Below are 21390 nucleotides of genomic sequence, written 5' to 3'. Positions count from 1 at the left end.
GGGCGGGCCCGGCAGCAGGATGCTGACTGCACCGGAGGCACGGCGTGGAGGGGGACGTCATGGCGGACATCGGTGGCGGATTCGGGAGCGGCGCGGGAAGCGGGGACGGGACCGGCGGCGGGACCGGTGCGCGGATCGGGGTCAGTGCGGAAACCGGAGCCGGGACCGGGACCGGGACCGGGACCACCGGTGCGGGGCACCGGGCAGGGATCGGGATCGGGGCCGGGATCGGGGCCGGGCTCCGGACAGCGTTCGGGGCCGGGATCGGGGCCGGGCCGTACGCCGAGCTGACCTTCGACTCCCAGGGGGACGTGGACCGGGCCACGCAGGGCACGGTGGCCCGGATGGAGGCCACGGACCTGCTGGTCTTCGCGCACGGCTGGAACAGCGACCGGTCCACCGCGACCCGGCTCTACGACCGGTTCTTCGCCCCCTTCCCGGGGCTGGTCGGGTCGGGGGTCCGGCTGGGCTACGTGGGCGTCGTCTGGCCCGCGATGCGGTTCTCGGACGAGCCCATACCGGACTTCGACCCGCCCGGTGCCCTCGCCGACCCCGGCTTCGGTACGGCACTGGACCCCCTCACCCGCCAGGCGCTCGGGCAGTTCTGGCCGGGCCGCCGGGCGGAGCTGGACCGGTTGGCGGAACTGCTGGAGGAGCGGCCGGAGTCGGAGGCCGCCTTCATCGAGTTCGGCGCACTCGTACGGGAGTTGGCGGGGGTGGACGCGGTGCCCACGGCGGCCGCCCCGGCGGTTCCCGCGATCTTCGCGGACGACGTGCTGGAGGTGTGCCGGGTCCTCGCGCGCGCCCTGGTCGAGGCGGGCGGTCCGGCCGCCGACGGCGGTGACGGTGACGGCGGTGAAGGCGGCGACGGGCCGGGCCTCGCGGTCGGCGGCGGGCTGCGCGGCCTGTGGGGCGGCGCCAAGGAACTGCTGCGACAGGCGACGTACTACAAGATGAAGAAACGGGCGGGCCTGGTCGGCGAGCGCGGCCTCGGACCGGTGCTGGCGGAGCTGGCGGCCGTCCGCCCGGCGCTGCGGTTCCACCTGATCGGACACAGCTTCGGAGCGCGGGTGGTGTCGTTCTCGTTGCGCGCGGCGCCGGTCGGCGCCCGGTACCTGAAATCCGTCACGCTGCTCCAAGGGGCCTTCTCCCACTACGCGTTCGCCGACCGGCTCCCCCACGACAAGGGCCGCGGCGGCGCCCTGCGCGGCCTCCAGCACCGGGTCGACGGACCGGTGGTGGCCTGCCACTCCCCGCACGACTCGGCCCTCAAGGTCTTCTATCCGCTGGCCTCCCGGATGGCGGGCGATTCGGCCGGACTGCTCGGCTTCGACGAGCGGTGGGGCGCGATCGGACACGACGGGGTGCAGGCGGTGCCCGGCGCACCGCGGCTGAGCCTGGACGCCGCCCTGCGCGAAGGGGTCCCCGCGGCCGGTTGCGTCAGTGTGGACGCGGGCTCCGTGGTGCGGCGCGGCGGTGCCCCCTCGGGGGCGCACAGCGACATCTGCCACGAGGAACTGGCCCGGATCGTGGTGGCCGCGGGGCGCATGGGGCGCTGACTTCCGGCCATGTGCCACCCGCACGCCTCGACCGCCCCCGCATGCGCCCGCCTCGGGCCGGGCATGTTGGGCACATCGGCGGAGGTGATGGTGTCATGGCGGGTTTCCGGAGTCTGGCCTACCAGGTGCGCGACGCGCGCAACGACCGGGCCCTGCGGCGCCACTCGCTGCGCCGCTGCCTGGAACGGTTCGCGCCGTACGGGCACCGGGCCACGTGGTGGCACCTGTGCGACCGGCACGGGATCGCCCCCGAGGACCGGGGGGCCGATCCGCTGCGGCTGGTCGCGGCGCTGGAGGAGCTGGAGGACGCGCGGGCGGTCTGGCTGGAGTACGAGCGCCAGTTCGCGGAGCGGCGCCGGCGGGAGAAGCACCACGGGCTGCGCCGGCCGGAGTGGGCGTGGGGCGGGAGCGGGGACGCGGTGGTGCGGTGCGCGGATCCGGGAGTGCGGCCGGAGGGGGCACTGGGCGAGGTCCTGCGGCGGCTGGTGCGGGCGCTGGAGTCGGAGCCGGGATCGGCGTGCCCGGTCTGCGGGGACACCGAACTGCGCTGGCCGGTGGTGGCTCCGGTCGGCCCCTGGGCGGGGGCGTGGGCGTGGGACGGCCCGGTGTGCGCGGGCTGCGGAATCGTTGTGCCGAGACCGGCCCTGGCGGACACCCCCTCGGCAGGGGCCGCGTGAACCCGCTGCTGCCGGTCTCGCTGAACGGCTCCCGGAGCGCCGCCGACGGTCCGGCCGTGCCGATGTCGCCGCAGGACCTGGCGGAGTCGGCCGTGCGGGCAGTCGCCGCGGGGGCCGGGGAGGTACTGGTGCACCCGCGGACCCCGTGCGGGCGGGAGAGCCTCTCGCCGCGGGTGGTCGGGCCGGTGCTGGAGGCGCTGCGGGGCGCCGGGGTCGGCGTACCGCTGTCGGTGTCCGCGAGCATCGGGACCGAGCCCGATCCGGCGGGGCGGCGGGAGCGGGTGCGCTCGTGGACGGTGCTGCCGGACCGGGCCGTGGTGCACTTCGCGGAGCCGGGGGCCGGGGAGCTGGCGGAGGTCCTGCTGGCGCGCGGGGTGGCGGTGGACGCGGTGGTGCCGTTGGGCGGGCCGGCCGGGCCGGAGCCGTTGGCACGGTTCCTGGCCTGGCCGGTGCGCGATCCCGGGCGGGTCCGGCTCGCGGCCGAGCTCGCGACGGCCGATCCGGCGCTGGTGGCCGGGCTGCGCGGGCTGCCGCCGGTGGCGGTGCTGCTGTACGGGCGGGACGCGGCCGCCTGGCCGGTGCTGCGGCTGGCCGCGCGGTGCGGGACGGGCGCGCGGACCGGCGCGGGGGACGTGCTGCGCCTGCCGGACGGGCGGCCGGCGCGGTCGAACGCCGAACTGGTGGCCGCGGCCCGGGAACTGGTTCCGGAGGGGGCCGCGGGCTGATCCGATCCGGCACGCTCGCGCAGTGATCCGGCATGGTCCGGAACATCCCGCATGGTCCGACATGGTCCGGAACGATCCCGCATGATCCGGAAGGCGGGTCCTCGGGTACTACAGCCGCGAACCGGTGAGCCGTTCGCCGAAGGCGTCGTCCGGGTTGGACAGCGCGCAGGTCTCCATCGAGAGGCAGCCGCAGCCGATGCAGTCCGTCAGGTGGTCGCGCAGGCGGCCGAGTCGGGTGATCCGCTCGTCCAGCTCGGCGCGCCAGGCTTCGGAGAGCCGGGCCCAGTCCTCGCGGTTGGGGGTGCGTTCCTCGGGGAGTTGGGCCAGTGCCTCGCGGATGCTGGCCAGGGGGATGCCGACGCGCTGGGCGGCGCGTACGAAGGCCACGCGGCGCAGCGCGTCGCGGGTGTAGCGGCGCTGGTTGCCGGAGGTGCGGCGGCTGCTGATCAGGCCCTTGGCCTCGTAGAAGTGGAGCGCGGAGACGGCCGCGCCGCTACGGGCGGACAGCTGGCCGACGGTGAGCTCATGGATTTTCTCGGGAATCTGCGGCACCCCGCCGAGCGTAGTCGGAGGTCCGTTGACATACACATGCGGTCCCAGCATGCTGAGCAAGCGCTTATTCGTTCGTCAGTCTCCGTCAGTCGTCCGTCAGTCGTCCGTCAGTGGTTCGCGAGAGGCAGGAACAGGGCATGGCCGAGCCGAGGGTCTTCACGTCCGCCGAGGAGCTGCACGCCGGTATCGGCGAGCCGCTCGGTCCCAGCGGGTGGCTGGAGGTGGACCAGAAGCGGATCGACCTCTTCGCGGACGCGACCGGAGATCACCAGTGGATCCACGTGGACCCGGAGCGCGCCGCCACCGGACCCTTCGGTTCCACCATCGCGCACGGCTACCTGACGCTGTCTCTGCTGCCGAGCCTGGTGCCGCAGATCATGCGGGTCGAGGGCATGCGGATGGGCATCAACTACGGGACGAACAAGGTGCGTTTCCCGGCGCCGGTGCCCGTCGGCTCGCGGCTGCGCTCCACCGCCGTGATCACGGAGGTCGTGGAGGCGGGCGGCGGCGTACAGGTCACGGCCACGGTCACCGTCGAGCGCGAGGGCGGCGACAAGCCGGTGTGCGTGGCGGAGTCGGTGTCCCGCTACTACTTCTGAGGTCCGGCTCCGCTTCCGGGAGTCCGCCGGCCGCCCGCTTCTCTACTTCTGCGGGCCCGGCCGCGCGGCCACCATGCGGAGCACGAGGTCGGCGTAGAGCGCGCCGACCTCGTCGGGCGTGCGCTGCCCGGCCACGTTGAACCAGCGGGCCACGTCGATGCACAGCGACAGGACGGCGAGGGTGGTGCCCGGCACGTCGGGGACGTCGAACTCCCCCGCCGCGACCCCGTCGGCGAGGATGCGGCGTACGGCGGCGTCGCTCTGCCGGCGCAGTGCCACGATTTCGGAGCGGTGCTCCGCGGCGAGAGCATCGAGCTCGTACTGGACCACGCGCGCGGTGGTGTGGTGCGCCGCGTGCCAACGTACGAAGGACCGTACGGCGGCATCGAGCCGCTCGGCGGCGCAGCCGGGGCCGTCGGCCGCGGTGGTGAGGATCTCCAGCGCCTTGTCGTGGCCGATCCGGCTGATCCGGTGGAGCAGCTCTTCTTTGGTCTTGTAGTGGATGTAGAGCGCGGCCGGGCTCATGCCGGCACGGCCCGCGATGTCACGTGTGGTGGTGGCGTGGTACCCGCGCTCGGCGAAGGCGTCGACGGCGGCGACGAGCAGCCGCCGCGCGGCGTCGGGGGTGACCTCGGACCACGGCCGGTAGCCGTCGACCGTGTCCTCCGCGCTGTCCATCGCTCACTCACCTCTTCACCGTGTGGGGAGTGACACCCTACCGGAGGGTGAGCAAGCGCTTAGCGTTCGCGAGTCGACTACTTCGGCGAGAAGGGGTCGTACTCGGCCATGATCTTCTCCATCCTGGCCTGATCCACCCGGCTGACGATCTGCGTGACCTCCTGACGGTCGCGGATCACCTTGGCGAGCGTGAAGGCCGAGGTGGTGAGGTACAGGACCGCGATGCCGAGGAAGGCCCGGACCCAGCCGTCCACCTCCATGTTGTAGATCCCCACGGCCACGGCGCCGATGGCGATGCCGAAGGAGGCGACGGCCTGGCCGTAGTACGCCCCCGTGCTCTGCTGCTTGACCGGTGTCTCGTTCATGGGTCGAGCATCGGGCCGGACGGGGCCGGGCACATCCGCACGCGTACTCATGCGGGTACTCAGACGACCTCGGAGAGTGCCCGGGGGCCGAGAGGTCGGCTCTTCGGCTCAGAAGGCGGAAACCCCGGTGCGGGCGCGCCCGATGAGCAGCTTCTGGATCTGGCTGGTGCCCTCGTACAGGGTCATCACGCGGGCGTCGCGCAGCAGCTTGCCGGCCGGGTACTCGTCGATGTAGCCGTAACCGCCGTGCACCTGGAGGGCTTTGCTCGCGGCGCGCACGGCGGCCTCGGAGGCGAAGAGCTTGGCGGTAGAGGACTCGGTGGCGAAGGGCTGCCCGCGGTCGATGAGGTCCGCGACCCGCCAGGTCAGCAGCCGGGCCGCGTCCACGTCGACCGAGATGTCGGCGATGAGCTCCTGGACCAGCTGGTGGTGGGCTATCGGCCTGCCGAACTGCTCGCGCTGGGCGGCGTACGAGACGGCCGCGTCCAGTGCCGCCTGCGCGATGCCGACACAGCCGGCGGCGACCGACATCCGGCCCTTGGCGAGGGCGGACATGGCGACCGAGAATCCCTTGCCCTCGGGACCGAGCATCGCGGAGGCGGGTACGCGGACGCCGTCGAGTACGAGTTCGGCGGTGGCCTGGCCGCGCAGGCCGAGCTTGCCGTGGATCTCGCGGCGGGTCAGGCCCGGTGTGTCGGTGGGGACGAGGAAGGCGGAGACCCCGCGGTGGCCGGGCTCGTCGCCGGTGCGGGCGAAGAGCAGCACCACGTCTGCCCAGGTGCCGTTGGTGATGAACATCTTGCTGCCGTCCAGGACGTACGCGCCCCCGTCGCGCACGGCGCGGGTGGTGAGGCTGCCGGCGTCGGAACCGGTTCCGGGCTCGGTCAGTCCGAAGCAGCCGAGCGCGTCGCCGGAGCACAGGCGGGGCAGCCAGGCGCGCTTCTGCTCCTCGGTCCCCCAGGCGGCGATGGTCTTGGCGACGAGGCCGAGGGAGACGGAGACGATGCCGCGCACGGCGGAGTCGCCGCGTCCGAGTTCCTCGGTGACCAGGACGTAGGCGAGGTGGTCGCCGCCGGAGCCGCCGTACTCCTCGGGGACGGTCAGGCCGAGGAAGCCGAGCGCCCCCAGCTTCTTCACGATGGCCCGGTCCACGCTCTCTGCGCGGTCCCACGCGGCGGCGTACGGGGCGACCTCACGCTCGGTGAACTCCCGGGCGAGCCGGCGTACGGCGCTCTGCTCCTCGCTCAGCTCCAGGTTCACCGGGCACCTCCGGGCGGCGTGGCGTCTCGTCCGGAGCCTTTAACTAGCACCGGTAGTTTATGGCGGGCAGGCCCTACTATGTGGCGCATGGCCAGACCGCGCAAGCCCCTCCTCAGCCGAGACCGCATCGTCGAGGCGGCCGGCGCACTCGTGGACACGGAGGGGCTGGAGGCGGTGTCGACCCGGCGGCTGGCGGCCGCGCTCGGGGTCAGCGGACCCTCGCTCTACAACCACTTCCGCACCAAGGACGAGATCCTGGACGCGGTGGCCGACGCGGTGAGCGCACGGGTCGACTTGTCGATGTTCGACGGCGGAGGCACGGACTGGCGCGGGGCCCTGCACGCGTGGGCGCACTCGTACCGGGACGCCCTGGCGGACCATCCGAACATCGTGCCGGTGCTGGCGCGCGGGCCGGGCCGCCGCCCGGCCGGACTGCGGCTGGCGGACGCGGTGTTCGGCGCGATGACCGCCGCCGGCTGGCCTCCGGCGCAGGCGACCCGGATCGGCGCGCTGATGCGCTACTTCATCCTCGGCTCGGCGGTGGCCTCCTTCGCCCGGGGTTTCGTGGACGACCGCACGGCATACGACCCGGCGGACTACCCCCACCTGGGCCAGGCCCACCTGCTGGCGGAGCGCGGGCGCGAGGTGGACGAGGGCGCGTTCGAGACGGGCCTGACGGCGCTGCTGGACGGGCTGGCCCTGCAGTACGAGGCCCTGAAGGAGACGGCGTGACGCACGGGGACACCGAGTTGATCAGCGCGGCGCGGGCCGAGGACGCGGCGCGCGTGCGCGCACTGCTGGAGGCCGGTCCCGATCCCGACCTGGAGGCGCTCGGTGCGGACGGCCTGACGGCGCTGGAGATCGCCGCGGCCCTCGGTTCGTACCCGGTGGTCGACGCCCTGCGCAGCCACGGGGCGAAGCTCGACCGCCAGGGCCCGGACGGCCTGACCCCGCTGCTGCGGGCGGTCGACGCCGGGGCCTACGCGGCCGCCTCGCTGCTCCTGTCCTCCTCGGTGCCGACCTGGCCGAAGGGCCCCGACGGACGGACCGCCCTCGAACTGGCCCGCCACTGGCACGAGACCGGCGCCGAGAACGAGCTGCGCCGCAGGTCGGGGGGCACGGGGGCGGCGGAGCTCAGCCGCGTTCCGGACGACGAGTACTCCTTCACCGGCCTGCTGCGGCTGGGAGTCGACGGCCCGCAGGTGCGCACCGGGCACACGGCGATCCTGTGCATGCTGGAGGTGGCGTACGGGATACGGACCCCCTTCGCGGAGCTGCTCGCACGGGCCGAGGCGGAGGCCGACCTCGAGGGCGTGACGCGCTCGGCGGCGGTGACGGCGCTGTACGGCCGGGCCGACCGCGAGACCTGGGAGGAGGCGGCGGCGCTGCGCGGCCATCCGCAGTCCTCCGTACGGCACTTCGGGGCCGAGGTGGTGCGCTGCATGAGCCTCTTCGACACGTGCGACGCGGGTGGCGCGGGTGGCGCGGGTGGCGCGGGAGAAACGGACGACGGGGGCGATGCGGTCGCCGGGGCCGCCGCGGGCGAGACCTGTGTCGACGGGCCCGCGTGCGTGCAGGTCCTGACTCGGGACCTGTTCCTCGCCTGGGCCGCCGATGAACCGGCGCCGGAGGTGCTCGCACTGCTGCTCTGCGGCCTCCCTGACTGCCCGGCCACCGTACTCTCCGACGCCGTGCTCGCCGACGCGCTGCTCCCCCACGCACGGCATCCGTCCGCGCTGGTCCGGCGGGCAGTCGCGATGGCGTTCAGCCGCTGCGCGGGCGAGGAACGGGTGCGTCCGGCGCTGCTCGCCTACCTCCGGGACACCGACGGCACCGTGCGCGGCCAGGCCTGCCGCGCGCTGGCGGAACGGGGGGAACCGCGGGAACGTTCCTCCGACGTACGCAAGGCACTGAGGTCACTGCTGGCCGATCCGTCGGTCGAGATCCAGATCGAGGCGGTACGGGCGCTCGTACTGCTCGACGACCCGCGGGGCGAGGAGGCGTTGGACTGGCTCACCTTCGGGTACCAGCAGGACTGGCCCGGGTACTGGTCACTGGACGAGGCACACCGGCACCTGCGGCGGAGGCGGGAAGCGGCGACCGGCGCGGCGAACTGAGACCTGCCGCGCCGGTGGGCACAGGGCGGCGTTGGACGCACGGCGCGCTGGACGCAAAGCGCTGGTGAACGCACGGCGCGCCGATGGGCGGCGGGCAGCGTGCGCCGGCGGGCGGGGGCCGGCATCCCCGTCGGGTGGCGTCGGGCGGGGCCGGGTGCCTGCGCCGGGCTGGGCTGGGCTGGGCTGGGCTGGGCTGGGCTGGGCTGGGCTGGGCTGGGCTGGGCTGGGCTGGGCTGGGCTGGGCTGGGCTGGGCTAGAAGACGACCAGGGAGCGGCCGCCCTTGCCCGCCAGCATGGCGTCGAAGGCGGCCGGGATGCCGTCGAGCGTGATGCGGTCCGTGACGAGGGCGCCGAGGTCGAGGCGGCCCGCTCGGACGTGTTCGGCGATCACCGGGAGGTCGCGGGCGGGGTCGCTGTTGCCGTAGACGCAGCCGGTGAGGGTGCGGGCGAAGTGGAAGATCTCCAGGGCGTGGAAGGTGACCTGCTGCTCCTTGCCGCCGATGCCGACGACGGTGGTGCGGCCGCCACGGCGAGTGGACTCCCAGGCTCCGCGGATGGTCTCCGCCCGGCCGACGCACTCGACGGCGACGTCCGCGCCCTGGCCCGCGGTGAGCGCGCGGATCTGCTTGGCGGTGGTGTCGGAGGCGAGCACGAACTCGGTGGCCCCGGCCGCGCGGGCCAGTTCCTCCTTGGCCGGGGACACGTCGACGGCGATGACCGGGCCCGCCTGCGCGATCCGGGCGGCCTGCAGCGCGGCCAGCCCGACCCCGCCGACACCGAAGACGGCCACCGACTCGCCCGGGCGGACCTGGGCGCTGTGGTGGACGGCCCCGTAGCCGGTGAGGACGGCGCAGCCGAGCAGGGCGGCCTCGGCGAGCGGGATCCCGGCGGGCGCGGGCAGCACGCAGTTGGCCGCGACGACGGTCTCCTCGGCGAAGGCGGCCACGTTCAGCCCGGGGTGCAGCTCGGTGCCGTGGGCGTCGTGCGCGTAGACGGCCCCCACCCCGGTGAGCGCCAAGGCACACAGCCAGACCTCGCCGATGGTGCAGTGGTGGCATTCCCCGCAGGACGGCGCCCAGTTGAGCACCACACCGTCCCCGGGGGCGACGTGCGTGACGCCCTCCCCGACGGCGAGGACCGTGCCCGCGCCCTCGTGGCCGAGGACGACGGGCACGGGAACCCGCATGGTGCCGTTGGTGAGGGAGAGGTCGGAGTGGCAGACCCCTGCGGCGGTGAGCCGCACCCGGACCTGCCCGGGGCCGGGATCGGGCAGCACGATCTCCCGTATCTCCAGCGGGGCTCCGACGGCGGGCAGGATGGCGGCGCGGACCATGGTCGTCGTCTCGACTTTCCGGGGCTGAGGGGCTGGGCGGCTGGGCGGATGACGTGCTGGGCGGATTGCGGGCTGAGCTGCTGACGGGCCGGGGAAGCTGCTGTCAGGGACCGGGAGGCCTCGAGGGGCGGGGCGGCTGCCGGATCAGAACTGCAGCGACTTGGTCTGGAGGTACTCCGCCAGGCCGTGCGGGCCCAGCTCGCGGCCCACACCCGACTGCTTGTAGCCGCCGAAGGGCGCGAGCACGTTGAAGCGGCCGCCGTTGATGTCCACCTGGCCGGTGTCCATACGGCGCGCGAAGGCGACGGCCGTCGCCTCGTCCTCGGCCCAGACGGCGCCGCCCAGGCCGTAGACGGTGCCGTTGGCGATGCGCAGGGCGTCCTCCTCGTCCTCGTACGGGAGGATCGACAGCACCGGGCCGAAGATCTCCTCCTGGGCGATGGTCATGTCGGGGGTGACATCGGCGAACACGGTCGGGGCCACGAAGTACCCCTGCGCATGCGGCGCGTCGGGCCCGCCGGCGACGAGGCGGGCGCCTTCCTCCACGCCCCGGGCGATGTAGCCGCGGACACGCTCGTGCTGCTTGGCGTTGATGACGGGGCCGACGCGGGTACCGGCCTCGCGGGGGTCGCCGGTGGGGTAGCCGGCGACGGCGGCGGCCGCGAGCGAGACGGCTTCCTCGTACTGGTCCCGGTGGACGAGCATCCGGGTGAGCGCGTTGCAGCTCTGGCCACTGTTGTTCATGACGTGGCCCACGCCCGCCGCGACGGCCTTGGCCAGGTCGGCCCCGGGCAGGATGACGTTGGCCGATTTGCCGCCCAGTTCGAGGGCGACCCGCTTGACGGCGGCGCCGGCCGTGGCGCCGATCTGCTTGCCGACGGCGGTCGAGCCGGTGAAGGAGACGAGGTCGACTCCCTCGTGCGCGGCCAGGGCCTGCCCGGCGACCGGGCCGGTACCGGTCACCAGGTTGAAGACTCCGGCCGGGATGCCCGCCTCGTGCACGGCTTCGGCGAAGAGCTGTGCGGTCAGCGGGGTGTCCTCGGCCGGCTTGAGGACGAGGGTGCAGCCGGCGGCGAGAGCGGGCGCCACCTTTGCAACGATCTGGTGCAGCGGGTAGTTCCAGGGCGTGATGGCCCCGACCACACCGACCGGCTCCAGCAGCACGGTGGAGTTCCCGATCCGCTCCTCGAAGGCGTACGAGGACGCGAGTTCGGCGTAGGAGGAGGCCACGGCGATCGGCGCTCCGACGTGGACGGCCGTCGCGAAGCCGAGCGGCGAGCCGAGTTCGTCGGTGATGGTCTCGGCGATCTCGCCCTTGCGCGCCAGCAGGACGTCGCGGAGCGCGCCGATCAGGGCGGCCCGCTCGACCGGAGGCGTGGCCGCCCAGGCCGGAAAGGCCTTACGGGCCGCGCGTACGGCGGCGTCCACGTCCTCGGCGGTGCCGGCCGGGACCCCCGCGATGACCTGCTCGTCGGCCGGATTGACGACCTCGATCCGGTCGCGTCCGGCGGCGGGCCGCCATGCGCCGTCGATGTACATCCCGTCGTGGGCCTTCATGGCATTCCTCCCGAGCGACGCGCGAGCGCGTGGATCCGACCTCGCGAACACCCTACAAACTAGCGCCGGTAGTTTTTACCTGCCAGGGGGCGGGCGGCATCAGATGATGCCGAAAACCATCCCTGCCGCAAGGACGACGAGGGAGGTCAAGGCCGCCCATTTCACGGTGAATCGGGTGTGGTCGCCGAACTCGACCTTGGCCATGCCGACGAGGACGTAGACGGCCGGAACCAGCGGGCTCGACATGTGCAGCGCCTGGCCGACGAGGGAGGCCCGGGCGATCTCCAGCGGGGAGACCCCGTGGGCGGCGCCGGCCTCGGCCAGGACCGGCAGGACGCCGAAGTAGAAGCCGTCGTTCGACATGAAGTAGGTGAGCGGCAGGCTGAGCAGGCCGGTGACCAGGGCCATGTGCGGGCCCATGCCCGCGGGGATGGCGCCGACGAGCCAGTCGGCCATGTGCTTGACCATGCCGGTGCCGGTGAGGACCCCGGTGAAGACGGCGGCGGCGAAGACCATGCCGGCGACGTTCAGGACGTTGTCGGCGTGGGCGGCGATCCGGGCCTTCTGGTCGGGCATGTGCGGGAAATTGACCGTGAGGGCGAGGGCGGCACCGAGCAGGAACAGCACCGGGATGGGCAGCAGCTCCATGATCATCGCGGTGAGCAGGGCGACGGTGAGGCCGGCGTTGAACCAGTAGAGGCGCGGGCGCAGGGAGGGGCGGTGGGGGTCGAGGCCCTGGAAGCCGTCCTCGGGGGCGGCGGAGCTCGAGGCGGCCGCGGGACCGACGGGCGCGGACGAGACGGCGGAGGCGGGGGAACCGGAATCCGCGGACGCGGTGGAGCTGTCGGCAGCGGTCACGGTGGCGGTGGCGGTGACGCCGAGGGAGGCGGTAGAGGACGAGGCGGCAGGGGACGAGGCGGCCGCGCCGGGGCCGGCCGGGACCAGGTCCTCCTCGGCGGTCTCCGGCTGCGCCTGGCCGGGCAGGACCAGCGTGCCGACCCGGCGTCGTTCCCTCACGCCGAGGACGTACGCCAGGACGAAGACGAAGAGCAGGCCCACCGCGAGGGCCGGGATCATCGGGACGAAGATGTCGGCGGCGTCGAGCTTGAGGGCGGTGGCGGCGCGGGCCGTGGGGCCACCCCAGGGCAGGGTGTTCATGACGCCGTTGGCCGTGGCCGCGACGCCCGTCATCACGACCAGGCTCAGCCCGAGCCGCTTGTAGAGCGGATACATGGCCGAGACCGTGATCATGAAGGTGGTCGATCCGTCGCCGTCGAGGGAGACGATCGCGGCGAGGGCGGCGGTGCCGACCACCACCCGCATCGGGTCCGCCTTGCAGAAGCGCAGGATGCCGCGCACGATCGGGTCGAAGAGTCCGACGTCGATCATCACGCCGAAGTAGACGATGGCGAACATCAGCATGGCGGCGGTCGGAGCGAGTTTGCCGACGCCGTCGATGACGTAGTCGCCGAGGTGCGCGCCCTTGCCTGCGAACACGCAGAAGAGTGCGGGGATGAGGACGAGCGCCGCGATGGGCGACATTTTCTTCATCATGATCAGAACCAGGAAGGTCGCGATCATGGCAAAGCCGAGGAAGGTCAGCATGGGGGGAAGGTAGGTGCCGCCTCCTTACGCCAACAAGACGTCCGCACGTGAGCAATACGAGCAAAACCCCAGCTCAGGGCAGGGGCGTCAGCTCCACGGGGAAGCCGTTGAGCACGGCCGTGCCGGACAGCCGGTCCAGCCGGGTGCCGTCGAGCAGCTGGTTGACATTGACGCCGGGCGCCGCGGAGGCGACCGCGAGCCGGGCGCCGGCGCGGTCGTGGCCCCAGCCGTGCGGAAGGCTCACCACGCCGGTACGGACGGAGTCGGTGACCTCGACGGGAACCTCCAGGCTCCCGCCGTCGGCGGTGATCCGGGCCCGGCCCCCGTCGGTGAGGCCCAGCCGGCCGGCGTCCTGCGGGTGGACCTGGAGGGTGCAGCGGTTGGAACCTCCGGTGAGGGCCGGGACGTTGTGCAACCAGCTGTTGTTGGACCGCAGATGGCGGCGGCCCACGAGCACCAGGGCGGTGGGGCGTTCGGCGAGCGCCGTGCGCAGCCGCGGGAGCTCGGCCCCGATCGGGTCCGGGAGCAGCTCGATCCTGCCGCTGCGGGTCTTCAGCACGCCCGGGAGCCGGGGCTGCAGCGGGCCCAGGTCGATCCCGTGCGGGTGCGCGAGCAGCCGCTCCAGGCTGAGCTCCCCGCTGCGCTCCCCCTCGGTCGCCGCGCCGAACCGGTCCCCGTACGGCCCGAGTCGGAGCATCAGGTCAAGCCGGCGCTCGGGGCCGCTGTCGCCGGTGAGCAGGCCGGCGAGACGCGCCGGGTCCTCCCCGTGCAGGGGGGAGTGCGGATCGGCGGTCTCCCTGGCCAGGGCGCCCTGGATGGCAAGTTCGTCGACGGCCTCCGGTCCGGCCGAGCCGTGCATGCCGGAGACGGCCAGGACGAGGCGCGCGTGGATCTCGCACTCGTCGAGGCGGCCCGCTTCGAGGGGGACGGCGGCGCGGGTGAAGCGCACCTGGTTGCGGATGGCGAAACCGTTGAAGGCGAAGTCGTGGTGTGCGCTCTGCGAGGGCGGCGGCGGAGGCAGCACGACATGGGCGTGGCGTGAGGTCTCGTTCAGGTACGGGTCGACCGAGACCATGAAGTCGAGGCCGGCCAGCGCCCGGTCGAGCCGGTCGCCGTCGGGTGCGGACAGGACGGGATTCGAGGCGATGGCGATCAGGGCACGGATCCGCCCCTCCCCCGGCGTCTCGATCTCCTCGGCCAGGGCGGCCGTGGGCAGCTCGCTCTTGACCTCGGGGTGACCGCTGACCCGGCTGTGCCAGCGGCCGACGGCGAAGCCCTTGCCGGGCCCGGCGGGGCGGGGCCGCGGGCCGGCGGCCGGGAGCGGGAAGAGGGCTCCACCCGGCCGGTCGAGGTTGCCGGTGAGGATGTTCAGTACGTCGACCAGCCAGCTGGCCGGCGTGCCGTACTCGACGGTGCAGCTGCCGATCCGCCCGTAGACGGCGGCGGTGGGCGCGGCCGCGAGCTCGCGGGCGAGGGTGCGGATCTCGTCGGCCGGGAGGTCGCAGGCGGGGGCCACGGCCTCAGGAGTGAAACTCCCGAGCGCGGCGGCGAGTTCCCCGAGACCTTCGGTCCACTCCTCCAGTTCGCCGGGGGCGGCGAGCTTCTCGGCGAGCAGGGTGTGCGCGAGGGCCGCGAGCAGCAGTGCGTCGCCGCCGGGGCGCGGTGCGAGGTGGCGGTCGGCGAGCGTGGCGGTACGGGTGCGGCGCGGGTCGACGACGACCAGGGTGCCGCCGCGGGCGCGCAGCGCCTTGAGCCGGCCGGGGAAGTCGGGGGCGGTGCACAGGGAGCCGTTGGACTCGACCGGGTTGGCGCCCAGGAGCAGCAGGAAGTCGGTCCTGTCGAGGTCGGGGACCGGGATGGCGAAGGGGTCGCCGAAGAGGAGCCCGCTGGACACGTGCTTGGGCATCTGGTCGAGCGTGCTGGCGGTGAACAGGTTCCGGGTGCCGAGGGCCTTGAGGAGCAGCGGCGGGTAGAGGGCGCCGGCCATGGTGTGCACGTTCGGGTTGCCGAGGACCACACCGACCGACTGGGCCCCGTACTCCCGGACGAGTGCGGGGACGGCGGCCGCGATGGCGTCGTAGGCCTCCTCCCAGGTGGCCTCCCGGAGTCGGCCGTCGCGGCGGACCAGGGGGGTGCGCAACCGGTCGGGGTCGGCGTCGAGCTGGCCGAAGGCGGCGCCCTTGGGGCAGATGAAACCCTTGCTGAAGACGTCGTCGCGGTCGCCGCGGGCGCCGGTGACGGCGCCGCCGTCGATGGTGAGGGTGAGGCCGCAGGTGGCTTCGCAGAGGGGGCAGATGCGCAGGGCGGTGCGGGGCATGGGCCCTCCAGGGACGGCAGGCTGCGACACGGACACGCGGGGGCACGCGGGACGCACCGAGCATACCGACCGGTAGGCACGGCGGGGAGGGGCGTGCGCGACCGAGTACGCGCGGGCGGCCTGGGAGCCGGTCGGAGGCAGCGGGGGCGGCGGGGTGGGGCGAGGCGGGGCGCGGACGGGGGTCAGTCCAGCACGCGGGCCAGGTAGGCGTGCATCATCGCGCGGGTCTCGGTGACGATGTCGGGGTCCCCGGACGGATCGGTCCGGAAAGCCAGTTGGATCAGCGCGTCGGTGGCCTCGACCGCGACGAGGACCGCCCGCTCCAGAGTGGTGTCGCGCGTCAGGCCGAGGTGCGTGGAGAGCAGTTCGGTCAGACGGTCGGCGACCTGGTTGTTGGGGTCGGCCTCCGGCCCCTCGGCCGGAGGCGCCGGCACGCCGAAGTCGACGAGCGCGAAGCCGGGCACGCTGCGCTTCATGGCCAGGTACTCGTCCAGTACGGCGTCCACGACGGGCCGCCAGTCGGTGGCCGGGAGGTCGGCGAGGCGGTCCGCGATGCCGTCGGCGTAGCGGTCCAGGTTGCGGTGGGCGAGGGCGATCGCCATGGCCCGCTTGTTGCCGAAGAAGCGGTAGACGGAGCCGATCGGCACTCCGGCGCGCAGGGCGACGGCGCGGGTGCTGAGGTTCTCGTACCCGGTCTCGTCCAGCAGCTCGGCGCAGGCGTCGAGGATCCGGGCGAGCCGGTCGGTGCTGCGCTGCTGGACCGGCGTACGGCGCAGGGAGTGGGCGGGAGGCACGGGGTCCATCATGCCGCTCCTCGCTTCTCGGTTCGGCGGGGGGGCCTCACCTCAGTTCAGCAGGAGGCTGAGTCCCCCGAGGGTGTAAGTGATCATCAGCGCGAGCAGGGGCAGCTGACCGGCCACCGCTTTCGCGGGCGGGAAGAGGCGCACAGAGCGGTCGTGAGCTGCGACGACGCCGAGTACGTGGCCGGCGACGACGGCAATGACCTGGAGGGCGGCGAGGCCGCCGGGACCCAGGGGCGGCAGGGGTTCGGGGGCGTTGTCAGTGCCGAGTGCCATGCTTACTGTGCGTGGTCCTTCGACTACAAGAAGGGAGAAGTAGTGGGCGATGAGATAGCCGAGGGCGATCGGCACGAGTGAGTGCGCGAAGGCGGTCAGCGGGCCGGGGTGCGGGCCGCTGACGAGGCGGGTGGCCGCGGCGCAGAGGCAGTACAGGGTGGCGACGAGGGCGATGGAACCGAGGAGTCCGAGTGTGGCCGCGGGGGTGCGGCCGAGGGGGGAGGTCTGGATCGCGTTGATCCACGAGGGGTTGTCGGAGAAGCCGTCGTAGGCGGTGGAGCCGAGCAGGACGCAGACGGTGGCGACGAGTCCGGGCCGCTCGGGCGTCGCGTCGAGTCCGTGGAAGGGGTTACGGAGAACGAGGCGGCCGTCGCTGCGGCGGCCAAGGGGGGAGAGCCGGGCCAGGAGGGCGGAGTACGCCTCGAAGGCGTCTCCGTCGTCGAACCAGCGCTCGCCGAAGCGGGCGGCGAGCAGCAACTGGGCGGTGGTGTAGGCGGCGAGGGCAGTGAGGAGGGTGGTGGTGGATGCGGGATCAGGAGCGACGAGTTCGAGCCAGGTGAAGCCGAACAGTCCGGCGGCGGCGGGCCATTGGCCCAGCCGGGCGGGGAGGGGTCGGTCGGGGCCGCGTCGGCGCAGGGCTCGGGAGAACAGGCGGTGCAGGGTGCGGAGCGGGTTGAGCAGGCGCCAGACGGGGCCGAGGAGGAGGGAGGCGGGGACGAGTCCGACCCAGAGGAGGACGTAGACGGCGCCGGGAGCGGGGTTGTGCGCGGGGTCGTCGGGACCGAGGAGGAGGTGGAGCAGGACGGCGAGTGCGGCGGCGAGTCCCAGTCCGCGCAGGACGGTACGGGTGGCCGGCGCGTCGGCCACCCGCTGGAGGGCGGCGGGCAGGGCGAGGCCGGAGTGCGCTCCGCGGAAGCGGGAGGTGGACCAGAGCAGGCCGAGCGCGAGGAAGGAGACGAAGAGCGCGGCGAAGGCACCGGCGAACGCGTAGAAGGGAGAGATGGGCAGATCGTGCTGGGAACCGATGCCGTGCGCGAGTGCGGTGAGCGGATCGGCCGGGTGAAGGACCACGCCCTGGCCGTGCCCGCCACCGCCGGCCCCCGGCGCGGTCCCCGGCCCGAGGCCGCTCAGCATTGCCCCGCCAAGGGCTGTGCCCCGCCGCCGAATTGGCCTGGCATCCCGGACCCGGGCCCGAGTCCGGGCCACCGGGCCGGGACGGCACGCGGGGACGCGGGGCGCGGCATGCGCCGGAACGCGGGCGCGGACCGGGATGCAGGCGCGGGCCGGGATACAGGGGCGGGCTGGAACGCGGGCGCGGGCCGGGGAGTACGTCGGAACGCGGGCGCGGGCCGGGATGTAGGGCGCGGAGTGCGTCGGAAGGGGGTTTTGGGTCGGGTCATCGGACGAGGAGTTGGGTGAGGAGGAGGCTGGACTCGTGGGTCTCGACCTCGAAGAGGCCTGTGCGGTCGGCCGTCAGGGTGAGGGTGGCCTCCTGGCCTGCGGGGAGGGCGAGTTCCTTGTCGTAGCCGTGGACGTGAAGGGTGTCGGCGCGGTCGCTGGTGACGCGCAGGGCGACGCGTTCCCCACGCCGTAGCTCGGTGCGGGCGGGGGCGGGGCTGACCTTGCCGTCGCGGACGGTGATGGTGACCGTGCGGTCGGCCTGCCCCTGGCTCGGCGCCTGCGGGTCCGGTGACTGGGGCGGCGTGCCGCCGTGGCCGTGTCCGCCGGGCGTGCCGCCCGGGGCGGCGGCGGTGAGCTGGGCCGTGCCCTCGACCGGCTTGCCGGAGACCGCCCAGGCGGTGTGGTCGTCCGCGTAGAGGCGGACGGTCAGGGTGTGCGCGCCCTCGGGGACCTGTGCGGCGGGCAGGTGGAACCACGGGCCGTAGAGCCGGGCCAGCTTGCGGCCGTCGAGTTCCAGGTGGGCGTGGCCGGCGCCCGGAAGGGCGGCGCCGCCGGTGCTGTCGGGGGTGAAGCGGTAGTTCTTCACCGTCAGCTGGAGGTTCCAGCCGTCCTCGGAGTCGGGGCGGACGGCCAGCTGGACCTCCGGCGCGCTTTGGGCCGGGACCTCGCGAAGCTTGTGGCCGGCGGTGTCGGTGGCGGCGAGCAGGGTGCCGACGCTGCCGGAGGCCTGCTCGTGGCTGGTGCCGGGCTTGTGGTGGGTGGTGGCCCGCCCACCACAGCCCGTCGCCGCGCCGCCCGCGAGCAGCAGGGCGAGGGCGAGCAGGGCCGCGGCGCGGGCGGTGCGGGCAGTGCGGTGGGGCCTGCGGGCCGCGCGGGGCGGCGCAGCGCAGACGTCGCACCGGATGTGGTCGTCGGGCCGGTCGGTCACGTCTGGCCTCCTGCGGTCGGCGCAGCCTGGGCGGGGGTCATCGCGTGGGGTTCGGGCAGGGTGTCGGGAGGCGCCACGCGCAGGGCCTTGGGTGAAGCCGGGCCCGCTGGAACCGGGGCGCGAGCGCCCACGGAGTCGCCGCCCGGGCCGGAGTGGCGGGCCGGGGCGTGGGGTCCGGGGCCACCGGGGGCTCGTGGGCCGCCATGCGCAGGGCCAGGTTGGGGCTGGCGGGAACCGGGGCGCCTGGCCGCCGCGCGCAGGGCCCGGGCGGGCCGGCGGGAGCCGGGGCGCGGGGCCGTCGCGGGCAGGGGCGGGGTCATCGCGTGGGGTTCGGGGTCGCCGGGGCCACCGGGGGCTCGTGGGCCGCCATGCGCAGGGCCAGGTTGGGGCTGGTGGGAACCGGGGCGCCTGGCCGCCGCGCGCAGGGCCCGGGCGGGCCGGCGGGAGCCGGGGCGCGGGGCCGTCGCGGGCAGGGGCGGGGTCATCGCGTGGGGTTCGGGGTCGCCGGGGGCTCGGGGGTCGACGCGTGCGGGGCGGGGGCTGGGGGGCGGGCGGTTGACGGGGGGTTGGCCTGGGTGGAGGAGTGAGAGGGGCCCGGGCGGGCCGAGGCTACGACGGCCCACAGGACCCAGATCACGGCCACCAGGGCGCGGACCCAGGCGGGGCTCAGGGGGGTCCAGGGGATCATCAGGACCGCCTTGTCGAAGGCGTCCAGCAGGGTGAGCCCGGCCAGCAGCAGGGTCAGGCGGGCCGGCCAGGGGCGGGTCGGGCGCAGCGCCAGGCCGACGCCCGTCCACCACAGGCCGAGCAGGAGGAGGGCGAGGGCCGGGGCGAAGGTGGCGGTCAGGCCTGTCGTGGAGCCGGCCACGTCCAGGGCCAGGCCCGCCAGGCCCAGGAGCGAGGCGGCCGTGCCCAGGCGGGAGCCGCGCAGGCGGCGCCACCACAGGACGCCGCCGACCAGGAGGAGTACCGCCGCCACGGCGAGCGCGAGCTGGGTCTCCACCCGCTCCAGGCCGCGCGCGCCGTACCAGTCGCAGCCGGCCGGGAGTTTGCGCGCCTGGACGTTGTAGTCCGCGCAGACGAGGAGCTGGACCAGCTTGACCGGTTCGCCGACGAGCCGGGCCGAGGCCCCCGAGACGGCACCCCGGCGCTCACCGCACTGCGGGACCGTGCCGGGGGTGGAGCCGTCGGGGCCGTCCTGCCAGCAGTTGCCCCTGCCCTGGCCGTCCCACCACACGTCCATGCCGTTGGGGCGGGCGGCGCCGGACTTGTCCTTGCCCATGACGTTCCCGGCGTACCGGTTGTGGTGGGAGGTGTCCGCCTGCTTCGACCACGCCTCCTCGCCGCGGATGAAGGCGGGGACCGCGCTGAGGAAGAAGCCCGCGCGCTGGTGCCCGTACACCCAGTTGCCCTCGTAGAGGTTCCAGTTGCCGCCCGCGGTGATGATGCCGGTGCCCGGCGGCATGGAGATCTGCGGGCAGACGACGCCGCGCTCGTAGCCGCGCTCGATGGGCGGCTTGGCGCAGGTGCCGTCGGCGACGTGGCGGTAGTAGTCCTGGTTGTTGTCGTGGATCAGGTTCCGCTCGAACTTGGCGTGGTTCTGCGGGAGTCCGGGGTGGCCGGGGAAGGCGCTGTCCATCGAGGCGCCGCCCATGTTCTGGTCGAACTCGTTGTCGTGCACCCACACCGAGTCGCCCGCGGTGCCGGAGTAGCCGACCATGTTGTGGTGGCTGCGGCAGCCGGTGATCTCGATGGAGTAGCGGGGGACCTCGTAGCCGCGGCCTTCGTTGATGTTCGACGCGCTGCCGGGGTAGATGCCGGAGTCGCCGTTCCCGTACGACTCGCAGTTCTTGTAGAGCCCGTGGTCGCTGGCGAAGGTCAGGAAGCCGTACTCGTCGTTCCAGCGGGTCAGCACGTCGTCGATGACGAAGCCGTCGCCCGCCAGCACGTACAGCGAGTTGAAGGTGGTGCGCTGGGCGGTGAAGTTGCGGAAGTAGATGCCGTTGGACCGGTCGGCGCGGATGGCGTTGAGCTTCTGGTACTTGGCGTCGACGACCACGTCGAGCCGTGACGCGCCCGTGCCCTCGATCTGCAGGTTCGTCTTGCCGAGGATCGCGACGAGGTTCTGGTTGTGCCGGCACTGCACCTGCTGGTCGTAGGACAGGATCTGGTAGCCGAGCGAGGACTGGGGTGCCTTCAGCGCGGCGCACTCCCCCGTCGGCTTCGGGAGCGAGGGCTCCTCCTCGTACAGGCCGGGGAGGATCGCGATGTTCATCCCGGGCCGGTCGACGGCGTCGACGGCCTCCTGCAGGTGCCGGTAGCCGCTCTGCTCGCACCGCGCGAACAGGGCGAGGTTGCGTTGTCTGAGCTCCTCCGGGAAGCCGGATATCCGGCGTTCGAAGGCGGGCCGGTCGGTCTTGCAGACGATCAGGTCGGGCTCCGCCCCGCGGTACTCGGGTACGGATCCGGAGCCGTCCGGGAAGGTGACCGGGCGCTCCTCGTGCGCGCGGGCGGCGGGCGCGGCGGCGAAGAGGGACAGGAGGGCGAGGAGGGCGGCGAGGAGCGCCGCCGGCACGGCAGGGAACCTGCGGGTCCACGACATGCGCGTGAGAGTAGAGCATTGTTCATCTTTTGGGATCCC

The 21390-nt window shown here is 73.8% G+C and carries 18 protein-coding genes; 6 read left to right on the top strand and 12 right to left on the bottom strand.

The window, feature by feature from the left end; all coding sequences use genetic code 11:
• Positions 1-59 precede the first annotated feature (59 nt).
• The 3 genes from OG534_RS29030 to OG534_RS29020 all read left to right on the top strand — a co-directional run bounded on the left by OG534_RS29030 (position 60) and on the right by OG534_RS29020 (position 2961).
• The gene (locus tag OG534_RS29030; protein ID WP_326591899.1) at positions 60-1559 is read left to right on the top strand and encodes a serine-threonine protein kinase; all 1500 of its coding nucleotides are present in this window, start codon (positions 60-62) and stop codon (positions 1557-1559) included.
• A 95-nt stretch (positions 1560-1654) separates the two neighbouring features.
• Entirely contained in the window at positions 1655-2236 is a 582-nt protein-coding gene (locus OG534_RS29025) for a hypothetical protein (protein WP_326591897.1), read from the top strand.
• On the top strand, positions 2233-2961 hold the full coding sequence (locus tag OG534_RS29020) for a 3-keto-5-aminohexanoate cleavage protein (protein WP_326591895.1): 729 nt from the start codon (positions 2233-2235) through the stop codon (positions 2959-2961). The genes OG534_RS29025 and OG534_RS29020 overlap by 4 nt, the downstream gene beginning before the upstream one ends.
• A gap of 108 nt (positions 2962-3069) precedes the next feature.
• Here OG534_RS29020 and soxR read toward each other — a convergent pair whose 3' ends face one another.
• The gene (soxR, locus tag OG534_RS29015; protein ID WP_301372142.1) at positions 3070-3513 is read right to left on the bottom strand and encodes a redox-sensitive transcriptional activator SoxR; all 444 of its coding nucleotides are present in this window, start codon (positions 3511-3513) and stop codon (positions 3070-3072) included.
• A 137-nt stretch (positions 3514-3650) separates the two neighbouring features.
• Here soxR and OG534_RS29010 point away from each other — a divergent pair, with 137 nt between their 5' ends.
• Positions 3651-4112 carry a MaoC family dehydratase gene (locus OG534_RS29010; protein WP_326591893.1) on the top strand — a complete coding sequence of 154 codons (462 nt, stop codon included), beginning with the start codon at positions 3651-3653 and terminating at the stop codon, positions 4110-4112.
• A 42-nt stretch (positions 4113-4154) separates the two neighbouring features.
• Here the strand turns inward: OG534_RS29010 and OG534_RS29005 are convergent, their stop codons facing one another.
• From OG534_RS29005 to OG534_RS28995, 3 genes are all read right to left on the bottom strand, one after another.
• Positions 4155-4790, bottom strand: coding sequence for a TetR/AcrR family transcriptional regulator (locus tag OG534_RS29005; protein ID WP_326591892.1), 636 nt, complete (start codon positions 4788-4790; stop codon positions 4155-4157).
• A 77-nt stretch (positions 4791-4867) separates the two neighbouring features.
• Positions 4868-5155, bottom strand: coding sequence for a YiaA/YiaB family inner membrane protein (locus tag OG534_RS29000; RefSeq protein WP_326591891.1), 288 nt, complete (start codon positions 5153-5155; stop codon positions 4868-4870).
• Between the two features lie 108 nt (positions 5156-5263).
• Entirely contained in the window at positions 5264-6415 is a 1152-nt protein-coding gene (locus OG534_RS28995) for an acyl-CoA dehydrogenase family protein (RefSeq protein ID WP_326591890.1), read from the bottom strand.
• A gap of 87 nt (positions 6416-6502) precedes the next feature.
• On the opposite strand from OG534_RS28995, the gene OG534_RS28990 reads away from it, so the two are divergent.
• Complete coding sequence (locus OG534_RS28990) at positions 6503-7147, top strand: TetR/AcrR family transcriptional regulator (protein WP_326591889.1); 645 nt, start codon at positions 6503-6505, stop codon at positions 7145-7147.
• Positions 7144-8532, top strand: a complete 1389-nt coding sequence (locus OG534_RS28985) for a HEAT repeat domain-containing protein (RefSeq protein ID WP_326591888.1) — start codon at positions 7144-7146, stop codon at positions 8530-8532. Before OG534_RS28990 ends, OG534_RS28985 begins: the two co-directional genes overlap by 4 nt.
• 253 nt (positions 8533-8785) lie before the next feature.
• Here OG534_RS28985 and OG534_RS28980 read toward each other — a convergent pair whose 3' ends face one another.
• From OG534_RS28980 to OG534_RS28945, 8 genes are all read right to left on the bottom strand, one after another.
• Positions 8786-9865, bottom strand: coding sequence for a Zn-dependent alcohol dehydrogenase (locus OG534_RS28980; protein WP_326591886.1), 1080 nt, complete (start codon positions 9863-9865; stop codon positions 8786-8788).
• A 144-nt stretch (positions 9866-10009) separates the two neighbouring features.
• Complete coding sequence (locus tag OG534_RS28975; protein WP_326591885.1) at positions 10010-11422, bottom strand: aldehyde dehydrogenase family protein; 1413 nt, start codon at positions 11420-11422, stop codon at positions 10010-10012.
• Between the two features lie 99 nt (positions 11423-11521).
• Positions 11522-13027, bottom strand: coding sequence for a CitMHS family transporter (locus OG534_RS28970; protein WP_326591884.1), 1506 nt, complete (start codon positions 13025-13027; stop codon positions 11522-11524).
• Between the two features lie 73 nt (positions 13028-13100).
• Positions 13101-15344, bottom strand: a complete 2244-nt coding sequence (locus OG534_RS28965) for a molybdopterin-dependent oxidoreductase (protein ID WP_326591883.1) — start codon at positions 15342-15344, stop codon at positions 13101-13103.
• Between the two features lie 182 nt (positions 15345-15526).
• Positions 15527-16147, bottom strand: coding sequence for a TetR/AcrR family transcriptional regulator (locus tag OG534_RS28960; protein ID WP_326593927.1), 621 nt, complete (start codon positions 16145-16147; stop codon positions 15527-15529).
• A gap of 42 nt (positions 16148-16189) precedes the next feature.
• Positions 16190-17491, bottom strand: a complete 1302-nt coding sequence (locus OG534_RS28955; RefSeq protein ID WP_442807250.1) for a hypothetical protein — start codon at positions 17489-17491, stop codon at positions 16190-16192.
• Positions 17492-17816: 325 nt separating this feature from the next.
• A complete protein-coding gene (locus OG534_RS28950) occupies positions 17817-18644 on the bottom strand; it encodes a hypothetical protein (RefSeq protein ID WP_326593925.1) in 828 nt (275 codons plus the stop codon).
• 586 nt (positions 18645-19230) lie between these two features.
• Positions 19231-21351, bottom strand: a complete 2121-nt coding sequence (locus tag OG534_RS28945; RefSeq protein ID WP_326591879.1) for a right-handed parallel beta-helix repeat-containing protein — start codon at positions 21349-21351, stop codon at positions 19231-19233.
• Positions 21352-21390 lie beyond the last annotated feature (39 nt).

The sequence above is a fragment of the Streptomyces sp. NBC_01294 genome (assembly GCF_035917235.1).
GTDB classification, from domain to species: domain Bacteria; phylum Actinomycetota; class Actinomycetes; order Streptomycetales; family Streptomycetaceae; genus Streptomyces; species Streptomyces caledonius.
This window is presented reverse-complemented; position numbering and strand designations above follow the sequence as displayed.